A 15,850-nucleotide genomic window follows, 5' to 3' on the forward strand; every position below is an offset into this window, starting at 1 on the left:
CGTGGGCCGGCCCGATCCACCAAACCCGCCCGGCAGGGCACAACGCGACGGGCCGGGGTGCCGCGCTCTCGCGCGGCGCCCCGGCCCGTTCACCCCAGCCCGGTTACTACTTCTTGCGGCGGCGGCCCTTCTGCGCCTTGCGCCGCTCCGCACGCGTCAGCCCGTCGGCCTCCGACCGGGGCGGCGGCGGGGTCTCGCCGTTGGGGAAGTCGCCCTCGACGACGCCGCCCTCTCCGTCCACCGTCGGGGCGGAGAAGTGCAGCCGGTCCGGCCGCTGCGGGGCCTCCAGGCCCTTGGCACGGATCTCGGGGCGGGCCGAGGAGCCAGCGGACGGCGCGCCCGCCGGCACCGCGTCCTGCACGTCCTTCTCGAGGGCGACCTGCTCCTCCGCCGCCTCGACCGGAACCTCCTCGACCTGCTGCTCGACCTGGACCTCCAGGTTGAACAGATAGCCGACGGACTCCTCCTTGATGCCCTCCATCATGGCCTGGAACATGTCGAAGCCCTCGCGCTGGTACTCGACCAGCGGGTCCTTCTGGGCCATCGCGCGCAGCCCGATGCCCTCCTGGAGGTAGTCCATCTCGTAGAGGTGCTCGCGCCACTTGCGGTCCAGGACGGAGAGCACGACCCGCCGCTCCAGCTCACGCATGATCTCGGAGCCCAGCTGCTCCTCGCGCGCCTCGTACTGCTGGTGGATGTCGTCCTTGATGGACTCCTCGATGAACTCGGCGGTGATCCCGGCGCGGTCGCCGGCCTCCTCCTCCAGCTCCTCGATGGTCACGCTGACCGGGTAGAGCTGCTTGAAGGCGCTCCACAGCCGGTCCAGGTCCCACTCCTCGGCGAAGCCCTCGACCGTCTCCGCCCGCACATAGGCCTCGATGGTGTCGTTCATGAAGTGGCCGACCTGGTCCTGAAGGTTCTCGCCCTCCAGGACGCGGCGGCGCTCGCCGTAGATGACCTCACGCTGGCGGTTGAGGACCTCGTCGTACTTCAGGACGTTCTTACGGGTCTCGAAGTTCTGCTGCTCGACCTGCGACTGGGCGGAGGCGATGGCCCGCGTGACCATCTTGTTCTCGATCGGGACGTCGTCCGGGACGTTCGCCATCGCCATGACGCGCTCGACCATCTGCGCCTTGAACAGCCGCATCAGGTCGTCGCCGAGCGAGAGGTAGAAGCGGGACTCGCCGGGGTCGCCCTGACGGCCGGAGCGGCCGCGCAGCTGGTTGTCGATCCGGCGCGACTCATGGCGCTCGGTGCCCAGCACATACAGCCCGCCGAGCTCCTTGACCTCCTCGAACTCGGCCTTGACCGCGGCCTCCGCCTTCTCCAGGGCGGCGGGCAGCGCGGCGGCCCACTCCTCGGAGTGCTCCACCGGGTCCAGACCGCGCTGGCGCAGCTCGGCCTCGGCGAGGTCGTCGGGGTTGCCACCGAGCTTGATGTCGGTGCCACGGCCCGCCATGTTGGTCGCGACGGTCACGGCGCCCTTACGGCCGGCCTGGGCGACGATCGTCGCCTCCCGGTCGTGCTGCTTGGCGTTGAGCACCTCATGCGGCACCCCGCGCTTGGCGAGCTGCTGGGAGAGGTACTCGGACTTCTCCACGGAGGTCGTGCCGACCAGGACCGGCTGGCCCTTGGTGTGCTTCTCGACGATGTCCTCGACCACCGCGTCGAACTTCGCGACCTCGGTGCGGTAGATCAGGTCGGACTGGTCGAGCCGGGCGAGGGGGCGGTGGGTCGGGATCGGGACCACGCCGAGCTTGTAGATCTGGTGGAACTCGGCGGCCTCGGTCATCGCCGTACCGGTCATGCCGGAGAGCTTGTCGTAGAGGCGGAAGAAGTTCTGGAGGGTGATCGTGGCGAGCGTCTGGTTCTCGTCCTTGATCTCCACCCCTTCCTTCGCCTCGATGGCCTGGTGCATGCCCTCGTTGTAGCGGCGGCCCGCGAGGATACGGCCGGTGTGCTCGTCGACGATCATGACTTCGCCGTCCATGACGACGTAGTCCTTGTCGTTCTTGAAGAGCTCCTTGGCCTTGATCGCGTTGTTCAGGTAGCCGACCAGCGGGGTGTTGACCGACTCGTAGAGGTTGTCGATCCCCAGCCAGTCCTCGACCTTGGTGACCCCGGACTCGTGGATGCCGACGGTGCGCTTCTTCTCGTCGACCTCGTAGTCCCCGGTCTCCTCCTGGCCCTTCTGCGGCTCGGCGGCCTGGCCCCGGGTGAGCCGGGTGACCAGCTTGGCGAAGTCGCCGTACCACTTGGTGGCCTGGTCGGCCGGGCCGGAGATGATCAGCGGCGTACGGGCCTCGTCCACCAGGATCGAGTCGACCTCGTCGACGATCGCGTAGTTGTGACCGCGCTGGACCAGCTCGTCCTTCGACCACGCCATGTTGTCGCGCAGATAGTCGAAGCCGAATTCGTTGTTGGTGCCGTAGGTGATGTCGCACGCGTACTGCTCGCGGCGCTGCGCCGGGGTCATGTTGGCGAGGATGCAGCCGACCTCCAGGCCGAGGAACCGGTGCACCCGGCCCATCCACTCGGAGTCGCGCTCGGCCAGGTAGTCGTTGACCGTGATGAGGTGGACGCCCTTGCCCGACAGCGCGTTCAGATACGCCGGGAGGGTGCCGACCAGGGTCTTGCCCTCACCGGTCTTCATCTCGGCGACATACCCGAGATGCAGCGCCGCGCCGCCCATCAGCTGGACGTCGTAGTGACGCTGTCCGAGCACCCGCTTGGCCGCCTCGCGCACCGTGGCGAACGCTTCGGGCATCAGGTCGTCGAGGCTCTCACCGTCTTCGTACCGCTGCTTGTACTCGTCGGTGAGGGCGCGCAGCTCGGCGTCGGAGAGGGACAGGAAGTCCTCTTCGATGGAATTGACCTGGTCCGCGATGCGGTGCAGCTTGCGCAGGATCTTTCCTTCGCCTGCACGCATGAGCTTGTTGAGGACGGACACGTAGGCTGGCTCCTTGCCGGTCGGGCCTGGCACGGTCGGGGTGCGCTGGCGCGGCATTGTCAAGGGGCGCAGGCCCCGCCGCAACGGCCATCGTAAGACAGACCCCGGCACGCCGGGAGGTCCGTCACCACGAGGACCGGATGTCACCTCACCGTGTCAACGCCCGAGAGGCCCCCCAGGTGCCCTCCAATTCACCGAAACCGCTCGCGGTGAGTGACGACGGCGGCGCAGACTCGGGTCGCATGGAGCCTGTCACCCTCACCACCGAGCGTCTGGTCCTGCGCCCCTTCCGCCCCTCCGACACGGACGCGGTCTTCGCCGCTTGCCAGGACCCGGACATCCAGCGATGGACCAGCGTGCCCTCCCCGTACGAACGCGCGCACGCGGAGGACTTCACCGGCCGGATCTGCCCCGAGAACTGGCGTGACGACGTGACCTACGACTTCGCGGTGGTCACCAAGAGTGACGGCGCCCTCGTCGGTGCCATGGGCCTGGTCCGGCTGGCCCATCTGCGCTCCCCCGAGCACCAGGCCGAGCTGGGCTACTGGACGGCGCGCGAGCAGCGGCGGCGCGGCTACACGGGTGAGGCGGCGCGGGCCGTGATCGAGTGGGCGTTCACCCGGCTCGGGGTGGAGCGCCTGGAGTGGTGCAGCGAGGCCGGGAACGAGGGCTCGCGGGCGGTCGCCCTCGGGATGGGCTTCCGGATGGAGGGGACGGACCGCGCCCGGATCGTCCACCAGGGGACGCGGCGGGACGCCTGGCGGGGCGCGTTGCTGCCCTCCGACTGGGGGCTGCCGTCGACGACGCCGTATCTGCCCGCCAAGGCGTCCGAGGCGGCCAACGCGCCCCATGAGCCGGAGGCGTCCGGCCGGGCGTCCACGGCGCCGTCGGTCGCCTGAGGGCGGCATCGGCGGTCTGACGGGGCCCGGGCGTGGGGCATCCGGCGGGCGCGGGCGGCATTGGCGGCGTTGTCAGTGGGTGCTACTACGGTGGCGCGCATGACGAACGCCGCCACCGGGTCCGCCGTGGACCGCACGCCCGAGGCCACCCTCTCCGCCGACGAGGCGCGCCGGATCGCGCTGCGCGCCCAGGGTCTGCTGGGCGCCCCCGACCGGCGTGGCGGAGTGCGGGGCGTGCTGCGCCACCTGGGCGCGGTGCAGCTGGACACGATCTCGGTGCTGGCCCGCTCCCATGAGCTGATTCCGTACGCACGGCTGGGCGCGGTCGGCCGTAAGACGGTCGAGTCGGCGTACTGGACCGGCACCCACGCCTTCGAGTACTGGTCGCATGCCGCGTGCGTGCTGCCCATCGAGGAGTGGCCGCACTTCGCCTTCCGGCGCCGCGCCTACCGCGTCCGTCCGCACTGGCACCACGAGCTGCCGGACGGGGTGTACGAGACGGTGGTGAAGCAGCTGCGCGCGGAGGGCCCGCTGACCGCGACGGAGCTGGGCGGGGCCAAGAACGGCGGACCGTGGTGGGACTGGTCGGCGGCGAAGATCGCGGTCGAGCGGGCGCTGATGTTCGGCGAGGTGGTGTGCGTCGAGCGGCGCGGCTGGAAGCGGGTGTACGACCTGGCGGAGCGCGCCGTGCCGGACGCCCTGCTCCATGACGACCTGGACGATCTGGAGTGTCTGCGCCGGCTGGTCCGGCTGGCCGGACAGTCCCTGGGCGTGGGCACGCGGGCGGACATCGCCGACTACCACCGGCTCAAGGGTGAGCAGGTGGAGGCGGTGATCGCGGACTCGGGGCTGGTGCCGGTGGCGGTCGAGGGCTGGGACAAACCGGCCTGGGCGGACCCCGAGGCGCTGGCCACCCCGCCGCGCGGCCGGCATCGCACCACCCTGCTGTCGCCCTTCGACTCGCTGATATGGGACCGGGCGCGCACCGAGCGGATCTTCGGCTTCAGCCATCGGCTGGAGGCGTATGTGCCCAAGCCCAAGCGGGTCTACGGCTACTTCGCCATGCCGCTGCTGTCCGGCGGGCGGCTGCTGGGCCGGGTCGATCCGGCCCGGGAGGGGACGACCCTGGTCGCCCGGCAGGTGTCCCTGGAGTCGCCGAAGGCCGTGGCCCCCATGGCGCGGGCGCTTCGGGAGGCGGCCGAATGGGTGGGCTGTGACGCCGTGCGGGTCGAGCGCGTGGACCGCCCGGAGCTGGCCGCACCGCTCGCGGCGGCGGTCTCGGCGGCGGTCGCCTGAACCGATCTCGGCTCACCCGGGGCTTCGGCCCCGGGGGCCAGGCTCTGGGCTCCGGGGGCCGAGCTCTGGGGGCCGGGCTCTGGACTCCGGGGGCCGGGCTCCGGGCGAGGCGAAACCCTCACCTGATCTCGAGGATCTTCTCCCGCATCGCGTACACCACGGCCTCCATCCTGGAGTGCAGCTGCAATTTCTCCAGAATGTTGCGCACGTGGTTCTTCACGGTGTTCTCGCTGATGAACAGCTCCTTGGCGATGTCCCGGTTGTTCATTCCGGTCGCCACCAGCTTGAGCACCTCCAGCTCCCGGTCGGTGAGCCGGGGCGCGGGCACCAGCCGCCGCTCGTCGGTGCGCTGGATCATCGACTTGAACTCGGTCAGCAGCTTGGCCGCCATCGACGGGCTGATCTGCGACTGGCCGTCCGCCACCGCCCGGATGGCGGTCGAGACCTCGTCGGTCGAGATCTCCTTCAGCAGATAGCCCGTGGCCCCTGCCTTGATCGCGTCGTAGAGATCGGCTTCCTCATCGCTGATCGTGAGCATGATGATCTTGGCGCTGGGTGCCACCTCCTTGATGGCGGTGCAGGCCTCGATCCCCCCGCGCTTGGGCATCCGCACATCCATCAGGACGATGTCCGGCAGCAGATCCGCCGCCTTGTCCACGGCCTCGGCCCCGTCCCCCGCCTCGCCGACGACCTGGATGTCCTCCTCCTGGGCCAGGACGATCTCCAATCCACGCCGGAAGAGCGCGTGGTCGTCCACGACGAGGACCCGAATCGGCTCCTTGCGCGGTTCGCCGCGCGGCTCGCCCCCGTCCGGACCGACGCCATGGTCTTCACCGGCGTCGGACACGGGCCCGAAGCTGTCCGCCATCGTTCCTCCCCCTGAAGGCCATGGCCCTTGCGGTCCGCACCCTGGGTGCACTCGGTCTGGCGTCAACCGGTGCTTTCGGTACACCGGTTGGCCGCCCGGCCATGATTTCATGCCCGGACGGCGGAATGGTCCCGCCGTGGTCGCACGGAGGTGCCCCGGGAGGCGCGCAGGCGCTCCGGGGCACCACTTACGTGTCAGGCTGGATTCGGCTGAATTTCTCGGTCAGCCACCGAGTGCGCCGCCGGCGCCGCCGGCTGCCTCTCCGACGAACGCATCCGGCTGAAGATGAATCACCCCGTAGTCATAGCCATGCCGCCGGTAGACGACGCTGGGCTGATTGGTGTCGGAGTCGACGAACAGATAGAAGTCGTGCCCGACCAGCTCCATCTCGTAGAGAGCCTGGTCGAGCGTCATGGGAGCCGCGGCGTGAGTCTTCTCCCGGACCACCAGGGGGCCCTCGCCCTGGACTTCCAGGGGGCCCATCCGGGTGGTGGGGACGGTCTCCGTCGTGCGCTGGGGGGCGATATCGCCATGCCCGTTGATGCGCGCCGCGTTGGGCACGGTGATGGCCACGTCGCTGGCCGGAATGCGACCGTTGCCACGGCGCGTATGGCGCTTGTCGTGCTGCTTGCGCATCCGTGCCTCCAGCTTGCTGGCCGCCAGGTCCAGCGCTGCGTACGGATCTGCCGCGGCGGCCTCCGCCCGGATCACCGGGCCTCGCGAGCGGAGCGTGATCTCCACCCGGTCGGCGCGGTCGGACTGCCGCGGGTTGTGCTCCTTGGACACCTCGACGTCGAGGCTGATCACCTTGCCGTCGAGCTTCTGGATCTTATCCAGCTTCAGCTTCTCGGCCACGTGCTTCCGGAACCGCTCGGGCACCTCAGTTTTACGGCCCTTGACGACGATGTCCACGCAGAACTCCGTTCCCGGGTAGCTCCAGTCAGTATCGGAGCGTCATCCCTTGTGCACTTGGCTCCGGCGTCTTCCGGAGCCACCGGCTTGGCGCTTTCAGCTCCTCCTTCCCACGGGGAGGATCTCAATCCCGTTTGTTCCAAGCCTCACCAGAATGCAGGCAAAATACGCCAACCGGATGAGTGAGTCATAGCACCCGCCATTCCTCACAACCGAACATAGCTCGACCGGTCGCAAGTCGGCACCCCCTACCGGCCCGTACCTCCGATCAGGTGCTTTGCCGTGCTTACCGCCTGCAACGACGTGGCTTCGTAATCAGTTCCGGTTGATGGCCGTAAGGGATGCTGCGACCACGGCCGCGCCGATGACCAGCCCTCCGGCCGCCGTCACCGCCCGCGCCGCCTCCGCGAGCGAGGCTCCTGTGGTCATCAGATCGTCCACCACCACTACCGGGCCCGCCACCAGCAGCCGTCCGCCGCCGGGGACCGCCCCCAGCGCTCCGGTCACATTCGCCCGCCGCTGCCGCGCGTCCAGCCCCGACTGGTCGGTCACCCGGCGCCGCTGGCACAGCACGGCCGGGACCCTCACCGGGCGCCCGTCGGCGCGCAGCGCGCTCGCCGCGGCGAGCGCGATCCGCCGGGCCGGGTCATGCCCCCGGGCGCCCACCGAGCGCCGGGCCGACGGCACCGGCACCAGCAGGAGCGGCGCTGACCGGGGTCTCGCCCCCGGTCCGGCACCGGGTCTCGTACCCGGCCCGGTCTCCTGTCCCGTGCCCGCTCCGGCACCCGGTCCAGTACCGGCTCCGGCGCCCGGTCTCGTACCCGATCCGGCCCCTGGTCTCATCCCGGCTCCCGTACCCGGTCTCGCCCCGCATACCGCGCCCGATCCCACGGCCGCCCGCCCTCGGGGCCCCGCACCGGGCCCGCCGCCAGGGCAGGCCGCCCGCACGGCTCTCGCCAGCGCCTCGCCCAGCGGCCGCGCCAGCCGGAGCGCTCCCCGCTCCTTGTGCGCGAGCAGCACCGCCCGCGCCTCGTCCACGTAATCCACCGCCGCGTGGACCACCGGCAGCCCAGGCGGCGCCGGGCTCGGCTCCACCCGGCGCGCCCCGGTCCCCCGCAGCGCTCCACGACAACGGTCACACAGCGTGCCGCCCGGCCGACCGCATCCGGCACAGTCGGCCGGCAGCACCAGATCAGAGATTTCCTGCCACCAGCCCCGCATGAACACCACTGTCCCGGTGGTCAGGCCCCCGCGCCACCCCTTGTGGACAACCGCGCACATGTGGACAACCAGCCACCCCCGATCGGTGTCCTGGCCTAAGAGCCGCCGCTACGGGCCCCGCCCGACCGGGGCAGACCTAGGGCCCTTCTGACGGATCTCCGCGGCGTCGCGGCGCCCTGCACGCACTCTCGGCGCACCGCGCGAAACCCCAAGTAGCTCCGCTACGAGGGCTTCCCCGCGGCACGCCGAGAGCACGCACCGGACGCCGCTCCTTCCTCCACGGAGATCCGCCAGAAGGACCCTAGCCGGGATAGACCGGAGCCGAGCCGTCCTGGTCCACGGTCTTCCAGTCGGTGTTCGGCAGCAGCCGCACGATGCCGTTCTCCCTGGTCTCGGCGATCAGCGGCCGGGTCTGGTCCTCCGAGGCGCCGATCGACTGCACACCGTTCGGCCCCGGCACCTCCGGAACGTTCGCCGGGGAGCCGTCCGACTCCACGTACTGGAGCTGCTGCACCCCGTCCGACTCCCGGCCCGCGACCACCAGCCGGCTGTCCCCGGCCCAGGAGAAGGTGTCCACGTCCTCCAGCTTCGGCGCGACCGCCCGCAGCGCCCCCACCGACAGCTTCGGGGCGTCCGCGGTGCCCCGCCGCTCGATCCGGCCGAGCCGCAGCGTGGTGTGGCCGGACCGCTTGACCAGCATCGCGATCCTGGAGCCGTCCGCGGACACCCGCAGCGCCGTGATCCGACCACCGTCCAGCTTGGGCAGCCGCACCTCGTCCGCCGGTCCGGTGCCGCCCCGCAGCCGCAGCAGCCTCGGCTGCCGCGGATCCCGGTCGGCCACCCACAGACCGCCCAGCCCGTCCCAGCTGGGAGCCGTCAGACCGTGCTCCACGCTGCCGCCCCGGCTGCGCACCCGCACCTTGCCGCGGTCGGCCTCCGACGCAAGCTCGGTCACATACAGCGCCGAGCCGTCGGCGGTGACCCCCGCCGCGTCCCGCTCGTCGCGGGAGACCGCCACCGAGCCCAGACCCGCGTCATCGGCGCCGAACGGCCCCGGAACGGGCTGTGGCCGGTCCTCGTCGTCGGACAGCCGGACCATCCGGTGTTCGGAGTCCACGAAATACTGGTGCCGCGGATGGCCCTCGACCCCGTCCGGGGCGTAGGCACGCGCCGCGTCACTGGAGAGGGCACACAGCTCCGAGCCGTTCTGCCGCTCCAGCCGCACCCCGCTGACCTGGGACGATCCCTCGCCCAGATCCTGGACCGTGAACAGCGTCTGCGCCGCCATCCGGGCACAGCGCGCCGCGCTGATCTGCGCGGCCCGGTCGTTCAGCCGGATCTTCAGCGCGTTCGAGTCGTCCAGGGACAGCCGCTCGTCCCGGCGGCCGAGCGCCGCACCGCGCGGGAAGGAACTGCTGACCACCGGCTCCAGCCATCCCGTGGGGCCGTCCAGCAGCGCCTTGACGGTCGCGGTCACCGGGTCGATACGGCGCCGCACATAGACCGGATCGGCCACCAGCACATTGTCCCCGGCCTTCGAATCCTCGGCGTCCGGGCCGAGATCGGCGAAGTAGTACTTGTTGACCGAGCGGTAGATGCGCTGGAAGTCGGACTCGCCGAGGATCAGCCCCCGCGGCGGCCCGTCGATCCGCCACTCCGAACCGCTCAGCGTGAGATGGATGCGCTCCTCGTACGGCTGCTCATCGGCCTTGTACGCGTGGGTCTCGTCCACGACGGCGATCCGCTTGCCCGACAGCACGACCGTCTTACCGTTGCCGTCCCGGTCGCCCGGATCCGTCTCCACCCGCACGTCAGGCGCCTGCTCCAGCACGGTGGTGGCCGCGAAGGGCTGCCACCGCCTGACCGCGCTCTTGGTCAGGTACTCCTTCGCCGTGCCGAAGTTCTCCTCGTCGCTCGTCGTGGCCTCCAGGAAGCCGGAGACCAGCTCCGCGGGCTGCTCGCCCTTGCCCGGGCTCACCCCGTACACCCGCACCTGCGAGTCGACGTCGGAGCGCGGTGAGGAGTCCACCCGCCGCACATCGCCGCTGTCGGGCATCGAGGCGCAGCCGGACAGCAGCAGGGCGCCACAGGCCAGCAGCACGGGCGCGCTCAGGCCCCGGCCACCCGGGCGGCGCACATGGCGGCGGAAACGGCGACGGTCGGCACGGTCAGCGCCCACGAGGGCGGCCCTCCCCTTCGTTCGATGGCGTCGGCCGGGCGGACGGCTCCTGGCCGCCCCGCGGCCCGTCGGACGGCGTCTCCGGGGTGCCGCGCACCACCCGGGCCCCATTGCCCGGCAGGGCCGTCGGATCGGCGGACGGCGCCGCGGTGTCGGCGGGCAGCGCGGACCGCGGCTGCGCGGGCACCGCCGCCAGCCGCTCCGCCGCAGGCTGCGAGGTCACGGCATCACTCGGACGGCGGTTGCGCCGGGAGTCCTCGGGCTCCAGGGGGATCGGCGAGCCGCGCAGCACATCGCCCGCGGTGCGCGGCAGCGTCAGCCGGAACTGCGAACCTCCGCCGGGCTCGCCCCACGCCTGGAGCCAGCCGCCGTGCAGCCGCGCGTCCTCCACCGCGATCGACAGGCCCAGACCGGTGCCGCCGGTGGTGCGCGCACGGGCCGGATCGGCCCGCCAGAAGCGGTTGAACACCCGCGTCGCCTCGCCGGGCTTGAGCCCGACGCCGTAGTCCCGCACCGCGACGGCCACCGCGCCGCCCGCCGTCGCGAGCCGTACGACCACATCGCGGCCCTCGCCGTGCTCCACGGCGTTGACCACCAGATTCCGCAGCACCCGCTCGACGCGACGGGGGTCCGCCTCGGCGATCACCGGCGCCTCGGCGCCCCGCACCAGGATCCGGGTGCCCTTGGCCTCGGCGAGCGGCTCGGCCCCGTCCACCACCCGGTGCACCACATCGCGCAGATCGATCGGCTCGGCCTCCAGAGCGGCCGCGCCCGCGTCGAACCGGCTGATCTCCAGCAGATCGCTGAGCAGCGACTCGAAGCGGTCGACCTGGCCCCACAGCAGTTCGGCCGAGCGCGCGGTGATCGGATCGAAGTCCTCACGCGCCTCATGGATGACGTCCGCCGCCATCCTTACGGTCGTCAGCGGGGTGCGCAGCTCATGGGAGACATCGGAGACGAAGCGGCGCTGCATCCGGGAGAGCTCCTCCAACTGCTGGATCTTGAGCTGGAGGTTCTGCGCCATCTTGTTGAACGACTCGCCCAGGCGGGCGATGTCGTCCTCCCCGGTGACCTTCATCCGCTCCTGGAGCAGTCCGGCCGCCAGCCGCTCGGAGATTCCCGCCGCCATCCTCACGGGCGTCACGACCTGCCGGACCACCACCCAGGCGATGGCCCCGAGCAGCACCACCACGAACACCCCGGCCGTGGCCAAGGTGCCCTTGACGAGGCTCAGGGACTTCTCCTCCTGGGTGAACGGGAAGAGGTAGTACAGCTGGTAGGCGTCGCCGTTGTTGTCATCCAGACGCTTGCCGATGATCAGCGCGGGCTCGGAGTCCCCGGAGCCCGCGTGCACGATCTTTCCGTAGCGCTCGTACGGCGCGGTCCGGCCCTCGTCCACCCGACGGCGCAGATCGGCGGGCACACTGTCCGGCTGGACATCGCCGGAGGCCCGCGGCCCCCGGCTGGCCACATAGGCAGTCTCACCGGAGTCGGAGCTGAGCGCCACCACCGAATAGGCGCCCTTGCCGCCGCTGGCGAGCTGCTCCACCAGCGCGTTCAGCCAGGCGCCGGAGTCCTGGGCGCCGGCCCCGGCCCCGTCCTGGCCACGGTTGTCGCTCTTGCGGTCGGCCATCTGCTCGGCCACCTCGAAGCCGCCGACGGCCTGGCCCTGCGCCGCATGGCGCTTGGCGTCCAGCAGACCGTTGCGCACCTGCCCGATGACCACCAGGCCCAGCAGCAGCACCACACCGAGTGACATCAGCAGCGTGGTGGCCACCACCCGCAGCTGGATGTTCCGCCGCCACAGCCGGGCAGCGGGCAGCAGCGGACGGCGCACCCACCGGCCGAACAGCCGGATCACCGGGTGGGCCGGCCCTCCGGAGGCCCCGTCGGGCAGCAGATGCCCGCCGCTCCACAACCTGCGCAGCAGCGGTATCTCACCCGCCGGGTCGGGCCGCCCCATCCGGGCACCCTCCGGAGCCCCGCCGCCCGGTCCACCGGGCTGCGGCGCCGTACCACCGGTCATCTCAGCTGGGCCCGGCCTTGTAGCCGACACCGCGCACGGTCACGACGATCTCCGGCCGCTCCGGGTCCTTCTCGACCTTCGACCGCAGTCGCTGCACATGCACATTCACCAGCCGGGTGTCGGCGGCATGCCGATAGCCCCACACCTGCTCCAGCAGCACCTCACGGGTGAACACCTGCCACGGCTTACGGGCCAGCGCCACCAGAAGATCGAACTCCAGCGGCGTCAGCGCTATCGACTGGCCGTCCCTCTTCACCGAGTGCCCCGCCACGTCGATCACCAGATCGCCAATGGCCAACTGCTCCGGCGCCGGCTCCTCGGAACGCCTCAGCCGCGCCCGGATCCGGGCCACCAGTTCCTTTGGCTTGAACGGCTTGACGATGTAGTCATCGGCCCCGGACTCGAGCCCGACCACCACATCGACCGTGTCGCTCTTGGCCGTGAGCATGACGATCGGCACCCCGGACTCGGCCCGGATCAGCCGGCAGACCTCGATGCCGTCCCGTCCGGGCAGCATCAGATCGAGCAGCACAAGATCGGGCTTGGTCTCACGGAAGGCGGCAAGAGCCTTGTCGCCGTCCGACACGAACGACGGTTCAAAGCCTTCGCCGCGCAGCACGATGCCGAGCATCTCTGCCAGTGCGGTGTCGTCGTCGACGACAAGGACGCGTCCCTTCATATCGACATCATCCCATTACCCGATCGTGACCTGGCCCACAGCTCGGCGATACCGTCCGCGGTGACCGGGGAAATCACGCCGTCCTCGGTGACGATCGCCGTCACCAACTCCGGTGGTGTGACGTCGAAGGCCGGATTGTGGGCCTGTGTGCCCAGCGGAGCGACAGGCACTCCGGTGCCCGCCTCCTGCCCGGCGATGGGAACATACGGAATTGTGATGTCCGTCACTTCATGTCCAGAGCGCTGTTCGACCTCGATCGCGGCTCCGTCGGGAGTGGCCGGGTCCACCGTGGTGGTCGGGGCGACCACCACGAACGGCACATGGTGGTAGCGGGCCAGCACCGCGAGCGGATAACTGCCCACCTTGTTGGCCACCGAGCCGTCCGCGGCGATCCGGTCCGCACCGATCAACACCGCGTCCACCTCACCGGCCGCGAAGAGCGAGCCCGCCGCGTTGTCGGCGAGCAGCGTGTACGCCATCCCGGCGCGCGCCGCCTCGTACGCGGTCAACCGCGCCCCCTGGAGCAGGGGCCGGGTCTCGTCCACCCAGAGTCGCCGCAGCTGCCCCGCCCGGTGCACCGCCTTGACCACGGCCAGGGCGGTCCCCTCGCCTCCTGAGACCAGGGCACCGGTGTTGCAGTGGGTGAGGATCCGATGGCCCCCTGCAGGCAGCAGCTCCTCGAGGAGCGCCTGACCACGGGCCGCCATGCGCTCGCTGGCCTCGGCATCCTCCCGGTGCAGAACACGGGCCTCGGCGAGGGCCGCCGCGGCGGCCTGAGCGTCGTCCGCGTCGTCCCGGAGCGCGGCGTGATACGCGGCGACGGCCCGGCGAACGCCATAGGCGAGGTTGACGGCCGTGGGACGGGCATGAGCGAGCGATTCGGCGGACTCGTCCACATCGAAGCCGCGGGCCGCGGCGAGCGCGATCCCGTATGCCCCGGCGAGGCCGAGCAGCGGGGCTCCACGCACGGCGAGGGAGCGGATCGCCTCCACCAGCGCCGGCACATCGGTGCACACCAGATCGACCTCTTCGGCGGGCAGCCGGGTCTGGTCGAGAAGTACCAGTACGGGCCCCTCCGGGGGCTCCTCCCAACGCAGTGCCAGGGCGGTGGGAGGTATGGAGCCTTCCGGGGACACCGGATGCTGATCAGCCATCCGCCCAGTTTGCCTTGTGCGCCACCGACTATTGAAGTGCCGGACCGCCCCCAGTGACCGGTACGGGGTGGAACGCACCGTGGCACGATGGCTGACATCCGCCCGCCGCGGACGCCGCGGCCGGTCAACGAACAACCTACGGAGCGACGATGAATGACTCTCCGGGCTGGGCCCCGCCCGGATCGTCCCCTTCCGACGAACCGGACCACGGCGCTCAGCAGCAGGGCGAGCCCGCCGACCAGCCCGCCCCGGAGCAGCGAGCATGGGGCGAACAGTGGGCCCGCCGCCAGCCGCCGCCCGGCCGCTGGGCCGCGACGGGACGCCGCACGCCACCGCCGGTGCCGCCCGCTCCCGCGCCGGGTGGCGGATGGGGCACGGGCCGGCGTCAGCCGCCCGCTCCCCGCCCCGGTGTCATTCCGCTGCGGCCGCTGGGCGTCAGCGAGATCCTGGACGGTGCGGTGGCCATCATGCGCGCCCACTGGCGCACGGTCCTCGGCATCTCGCTGATCGTCTCGATCGTCACCCAAGGTCTGATCACGGCCGCCACGGGACTGTGGTTCAACGACGGCCGAGGGAACGAGAGCAATGTCCTCGACGATCCGGACGCCACCGTCGGCCAGGCGCTGCGCGCCGTCGGCGACACGCTCGGGGACAGCGGAGTCACCCTGCTGCTCGGTGTCCTCGGAACGATCGTCACCACCGCCCTGCTGACCGTGGTCGCCGCACGCGCGGTGCTGGGCCGGAACGTGTCCGCCGGGGAGGCATGGGCCGGCGCCCGGCCGCATCTCCTTCAGCTGTGCGGACTGCTCCTGCTGATCCCCGCCATCGCCGCGGCGGTCATCGCCGCCGGTATGACGCCGGGTCTGCTGCTGGCCGTCGCGGGCGTGCCGAGCGAGGGTGCCGCGCTGGCCTCTCTGGGCGGGCTCGCCGCGGCATGCGTCGCCGCCTGGCTCTGGGTCCGCTTCAGCCTCGCCGCTCCCGCGCTGATGCTGGAGAAGCAGGGGATCATCAAGGCCCTGCGACGCTCCTTCAAGCTGGTGCGCGGCTCGTGGGGGCGCGTCTTCGGTATCCAACTGCTGGCCGTCGTCCTGGTCTTCATCGTCGGCGCCATCGTCGAGATCCCCACCAGCCTGGTCGCCATGGTGATCGGCGGGGACAACGCCATGGACTGGCTGTCCGGCGAATCCGTCTCCGTCGGCTGGACCTTCCTGATCGTGGTCGGCGTCGGCGGGGTGATCAGCTCGACCATCACCTTCCCGATCAGCGCGGGTGTGACGGCCCTGCTCTACATGGACCAGCGCATCCGGCGCGAGGCCCTCGACCTCGAGCTCGCCCGCGCCGCGGGGATGCCGGGAGACCGGACAGAAGGTCATGGTGAGGACCAGCCGACCGTCGGCTCCACGTCCTGGAACTGACGGCATTACAGCAGGCGGGGACGAACGGGGCGTCACCCTACGCCCCCTCACCGCGCAGCTCGTCATGCTCACAGGCCATCACCTCCCCCTCCGCCCGCTCAGCGCATACGTCTGCTGCCTCTTGGGCCTCTTGACTGGTCGTCAAGGGCCGTCTGACTGGCCCTCACCGACTACTCTGCGTGACCCCGGCCATGCCGCGCCAGAGCGCTGATGCCTTTTCACTCGATCCGGTGGAACATGCGATCGAGTGG

The 15,850-nt window shown here is 71.0% G+C and carries 11 protein-coding genes; 3 read left to right on the forward strand and 8 right to left on the reverse strand.

The window, feature by feature from the left end; genetic code table 11:
• Positions 1-106 precede the first annotated feature (106 nt).
• Positions 107-2,950 (reverse strand): preprotein translocase subunit SecA, encoded by a 2,844-nt coding sequence (secA, locus tag GWI24_RS26060; RefSeq protein ID WP_210948344.1) that lies wholly within the window; start codon positions 2,948-2,950, stop codon positions 107-109.
• A gap of 242 nt (positions 2,951-3,192) precedes the next feature.
• Between secA and GWI24_RS26065 the strand changes: the two genes are divergently transcribed.
• Positions 3,193-3,849 carry a GNAT family N-acetyltransferase gene (locus tag GWI24_RS26065; RefSeq protein WP_210948345.1) on the forward strand — a complete coding sequence of 219 codons (657 nt, stop codon included), beginning with the start codon at positions 3,193-3,195 and terminating at the stop codon, positions 3,847-3,849.
• Positions 3,850-3,948: 99 nt separating this feature from the next.
• Complete coding sequence (locus GWI24_RS26070; protein WP_210948346.1) at positions 3,949-5,145, forward strand: winged helix-turn-helix domain-containing protein; 1,197 nt, start codon at positions 3,949-3,951, stop codon at positions 5,143-5,145.
• Between the two features lie 118 nt (positions 5,146-5,263).
• On the opposite strand, the gene GWI24_RS26075 is transcribed toward GWI24_RS26070, so the two are convergent.
• The 7 genes from GWI24_RS26075 to mtnA form a co-directional block, all read right to left on the reverse strand.
• Positions 5,264-6,013 (reverse strand): response regulator transcription factor, encoded by a 750-nt coding sequence (locus tag GWI24_RS26075; RefSeq protein ID WP_014061176.1) that lies wholly within the window; start codon positions 6,011-6,013, stop codon positions 5,264-5,266.
• Positions 6,014-6,235: 222 nt separating this feature from the next.
• Positions 6,236-6,925, reverse strand: coding sequence for a ribosome hibernation-promoting factor, HPF/YfiA family (gene hpf, locus GWI24_RS26080; protein WP_210948347.1), 690 nt, complete (start codon positions 6,923-6,925; stop codon positions 6,236-6,238).
• 315 nt (positions 6,926-7,240) lie between these two features.
• Positions 7,241-8,146 (reverse strand): ComF family protein, encoded by a 906-nt coding sequence (locus GWI24_RS26085; RefSeq protein WP_210948348.1) that lies wholly within the window; start codon positions 8,144-8,146, stop codon positions 7,241-7,243.
• Positions 8,147-8,447: 301 nt separating this feature from the next.
• Positions 8,448-10,325 carry an LpqB family beta-propeller domain-containing protein gene (locus GWI24_RS26090; RefSeq protein ID WP_308344030.1) on the reverse strand — a complete coding sequence of 626 codons (1,878 nt, stop codon included), beginning with the start codon at positions 10,323-10,325 and terminating at the stop codon, positions 8,448-8,450.
• The gene (gene mtrB, locus GWI24_RS26095; protein ID WP_210948349.1) at positions 10,315-12,288 is read right to left on the reverse strand and encodes an MtrAB system histidine kinase MtrB; all 1,974 of its coding nucleotides are present in this window, start codon (positions 12,286-12,288) and stop codon (positions 10,315-10,317) included. Before mtrB ends, GWI24_RS26090 begins: the two co-directional genes overlap by 11 nt.
• A 64-nt stretch (positions 12,289-12,352) precedes the next feature.
• Entirely contained in the window at positions 12,353-13,030 is a 678-nt protein-coding gene (gene mtrA / locus GWI24_RS26100; protein WP_014061181.1) for a two-component system response regulator MtrA, read from the reverse strand.
• Positions 13,027-14,184: an S-methyl-5-thioribose-1-phosphate isomerase gene (mtnA, locus tag GWI24_RS26105; RefSeq protein ID WP_210948350.1), complete on the reverse strand. Its 1,158-nt coding sequence runs from the start codon at positions 14,182-14,184 to the stop codon at positions 13,027-13,029. The genes mtrA and mtnA overlap by 4 nt, the downstream gene beginning before the upstream one ends.
• Positions 14,185-14,333: 149 nt before the next feature.
• On the opposite strand from mtnA, the gene GWI24_RS26110 reads away from it, so the two are divergent.
• Positions 14,334-15,599 carry a hypothetical protein gene (locus GWI24_RS26110; protein WP_210948351.1) on the forward strand — a complete coding sequence of 422 codons (1,266 nt, stop codon included), beginning with the start codon at positions 14,334-14,336 and terminating at the stop codon, positions 15,597-15,599.
• Positions 15,600-15,850: the final 251 nt, after the last annotated feature.

This window comes from Streptomyces sp. MK37H (assembly GCF_018035285.1).
GTDB lineage: Bacteria > Actinomycetota > Actinomycetes > Streptomycetales > Streptomycetaceae > Streptomyces > Streptomyces endocoffeicus.